The organism is Bacillota bacterium (assembly GCA_040754675.1).
GTDB lineage: Bacteria > Bacillota > Limnochordia > Limnochordales > Geochordaceae > Geochorda.
In genome coordinates this window covers 1-2,958 of the sequence record JBFMCJ010000502.1, presented here as the reverse complement: position 1 = coordinate 2,958, position 2,958 = coordinate 1, and the positions used below count along the sequence as shown (strand labels likewise).

The following is a 2,958-nucleotide window of genomic DNA, read 5'->3' as shown; positions in this document are numbered from 1 at the left end:
CTCCCGCTACGCAAGTCGCTGCCACCTTTGCTACGACGTGAGGAAGTTTCTCAGACCGGCCTTTCCCGAGTACCTGGGACCTGCCAACTGCTACCCCGAAACCTGACCACACCGCGACGCCAGTCGCCACGTAGGCGGTGAGAGCGGCCTCCCCGTGCTCCCCGCCGCGCGAACATGTGCTACACTGAGGGGCAGAGGTGTCCCACGTGCAGCCATGCGAAATCTCCATCCTCGACATCGAGGTCGACCCCGAACTCTACCCCCGCAAGCGCTCTCTGGACAATCTGGGCACACCGCCTCAACGCCGCCGTGGCCCACCTGAAGACCGGCCTGCCGGCCGTCCCCGTGCCCTTTCGGATGGCGGACTTTGGGCGACTCATGAAGGTACTCGCAAAGGCCTGGCACCCGGAGTCCGGCCCCGCGATGGTCGACCGCATCCTGGATGCTCTCAGCACTCAGCAGGCCCGGTTCCTGATCGATGAAGACCCGTTCGTGCCCACCCTCATGCGGTGGCTCGATCCCTCCAAGCTGGGCAGGCGCTGGCACGTGCACGAACTCCGGGAGCACCTGGCCCGGTCCGATGAGTGGACCCTTTCCGGGCCCCGCTCTAACCTCCCGCGCAACGAGATCGCGCTGGGCCTAGCCCTCCGCCGCCTTGCCCGCAGTCTCGAACACGTCCATGGTATCGCCCTCACATCCGGGCGCGACCAGCACGGTCGGTGGGTGCAGTTCGACCAGCGCGACATGACAGGTGTGACGGGTTGATGACGGGTCGCTCTCTAACCTGTCATCCTCGAAACCCTTGTCGCCACGGGTACCCCCTAACCCAAATTACATGGGTACGATGCCGAGGCCCGTAGTAGTGGAGAAAGGGGATAAGCTACAACCCGTGGTCCCGTCACAGAACGCCGGAAACCGTTGCGGCATCTTGATTAACGGTGTGACGGGTTTAAATGCAACCTGACAGCACCCGTCACCGAAAGATCCGCGCCCCACTCCCCAGATCACCCGGTGTCAATATCGAACTTCGCCCTCACCTCCCGGCACAGCCTCGCGTACTTCCTCACCGTCGCCGCCAACGCCCCGGCCTTTGCCGTGCCCGCCGGGCGCCGCTCTCGGGCCACTACTCGTGAGCGTTCATCCATGCACGAATGCCTTCTCTCCGAAGACTGCCCCCGTTCGCGCCTGCCGATGTCTTATTGCCCGGCCTGCAGCTCCCAGTGATAAGGGTGCGCGGACAGCATGAGCAGGACCTCGTTCGGCCGGCGGGGATTCGCCACCATCACGCCGACTTCGGGCAAAGGACCCATGAGCCGGGGAACATGACGACTACCTCCGCCCTTGGCCACCTTGGGCACGTGCAACGCCTCGCGCAGTCGCTTGACTATGTTGTCTCGCTGGCGCCACAGGAGGCGGGCAACAGTGAACGTCATCGGGTAAGCGTCCCACGGACCCCGGACGATTCCTGCGGGGTCAAACTTTCCTTCTTCTTCAAACAGGTAGCCTTTGGGCCCGAACGAAGTAACAAGCACAATGGCCGACACGTCCACCTCCGACCCGTAGATCTCGTACTTCGCCCCGCAGGCGTAATCTACGAAGTAGCCAAGCACCGCATCGAACCCGTCGAGGATGTCGCGGTGCTTCTTGCCGGGCTTGACTTCAACGGCCACGAAACTGCCCAGCGTGCGCCCGGCGGCAGTAATTTTCCCCTGAACCAGGAGGTCCGGGTGCCTACCCCGCTCGACGCCCGCCACGGTGAACACGCCACGCGCCTGTCCTGGCAGCCGACGCTCGTGATAGACCAAGAGAGCCCCTTTTCTTCCAGCCAGTGGGCCGCCTGGAGCACGGCGGCCAGTTCTCGCTGAGCCAGAAGATCACCCCGAGACCGCGTTCGCCACGCCGTGGGGTAGGTCCTCCAACAGACAACTCCGCCGAGCCAGCATGTACCCAGCGCCTTGGGCAAGCTCATGACCAAGCGGACATGGTGGTCGGCCCCTCAGCGCCACCGGTGGTGCAGCATGGCAGTCATGACCTGCTCGCCGGTAGACTCTGAGACGTCCTCTAGAACCCTCACTCTAGAATCTTGCAGTAAGCCACCGTGTAAGCCCATATGGTAAGCCACGTGTATACCATATGGCTAGCTGGTCGTAAGCCGCTATGGCTTGCACCCCTGCTAGCACCCGCTGTACCGTCACGCACGCCTCCGTGTGGGACGTCGACACTCTCAGGCCAAACGCCTTGAGCCCTCATCCCCCAAAAGGAGCGTCGCCGGGAAGTGGGGGTGTTTTGCGTCGCACACTGCCCAAAGAAGGCGCCCCGGCTCGACCAATCTAGCTGAGGGTAAGTACTTGTGGGATAATTGATGCGGCAGAGCCTCCGCGTGGTTAATCCGCACAGAGAGGGGAGTGTCTAATGGGCAGCCCGTTCGACGTCTTCCCAGAAGCTGAGACCCTGGCCCTGGCAGGCATTGTAATTCACCGTGAACCGTTCATCCACCAGCTCAGTCCCTTTGTTCACATAGTCCCGCGCCAAGGAGAGCTTGATGAGGTATATCTTCCCAGGGTAAAAGGCGTTCTATCGTTCTTTGAACCCACCCACTACCTGGTCGGAGCAGCACCGGACGACCGCTACTTCCAGACTCGCCGCGAAATCCGGACCATCCAGGACGCTCAGTCTTCGATCACACTTGCTCACCAAGCGCTATGTATATACCACTGCTGCCCCTATGTGATGGGGCCCATCCTTGGGTTCCAAAAGGCTGGAAGCGTCCCGTTGGTGCTCCAGGTGCCAGCAACAGGCGGTGCCAACTGGGAACTTGAAGACGTGGCGTTCTGTCCACCCTCCGCACCCTTTTTCCCATGGCACGGGTCAAATCCCTTTGACGACGGGCTAAATCAGTTTTTTGAGGCGCTTTCCCTGGCCTACAGCCAGGTGAAGGATCGTCGTTGGATCATATCT

Annotated in this window: 4 protein-coding genes; 2 read left to right on the top strand and 2 right to left on the bottom strand. The window is 61.8% G+C overall.

Going from position 1 to position 2,958, the window contains the following annotated elements; all coding sequences use genetic code 11:
* Positions 1-378 precede the first annotated feature (378 nt).
* A complete protein-coding gene (locus tag AB1609_19795; GenBank protein ID MEW6048687.1) occupies positions 379-765 on the top strand; it encodes a hypothetical protein in 387 nt (128 codons plus the stop codon).
* Between the two features lie 239 nt (positions 766-1,004).
* On the opposite strand, the gene AB1609_19790 is transcribed toward AB1609_19795, so the two are convergent.
* A complete protein-coding gene (locus tag AB1609_19790; GenBank protein MEW6048686.1) occupies positions 1,005-1,145 on the bottom strand; it encodes a hypothetical protein in 141 nt (46 codons plus the stop codon).
* A 51-nt stretch (positions 1,146-1,196) separates the two neighbouring features.
* Positions 1,197-1,805: a hypothetical protein gene (locus AB1609_19785; GenBank protein ID MEW6048685.1), complete on the bottom strand. Its 609-nt coding sequence runs from the start codon at positions 1,803-1,805 to the stop codon at positions 1,197-1,199.
* Positions 1,806-2,412: 607 nt separating this feature from the next.
* Between AB1609_19785 and AB1609_19780 the strand changes: the two genes are divergently transcribed.
* On the top strand, positions 2,413-2,958 hold a 546-nt coding region (locus tag AB1609_19780; GenBank protein ID MEW6048684.1), incomplete at its 3' end, for a hypothetical protein.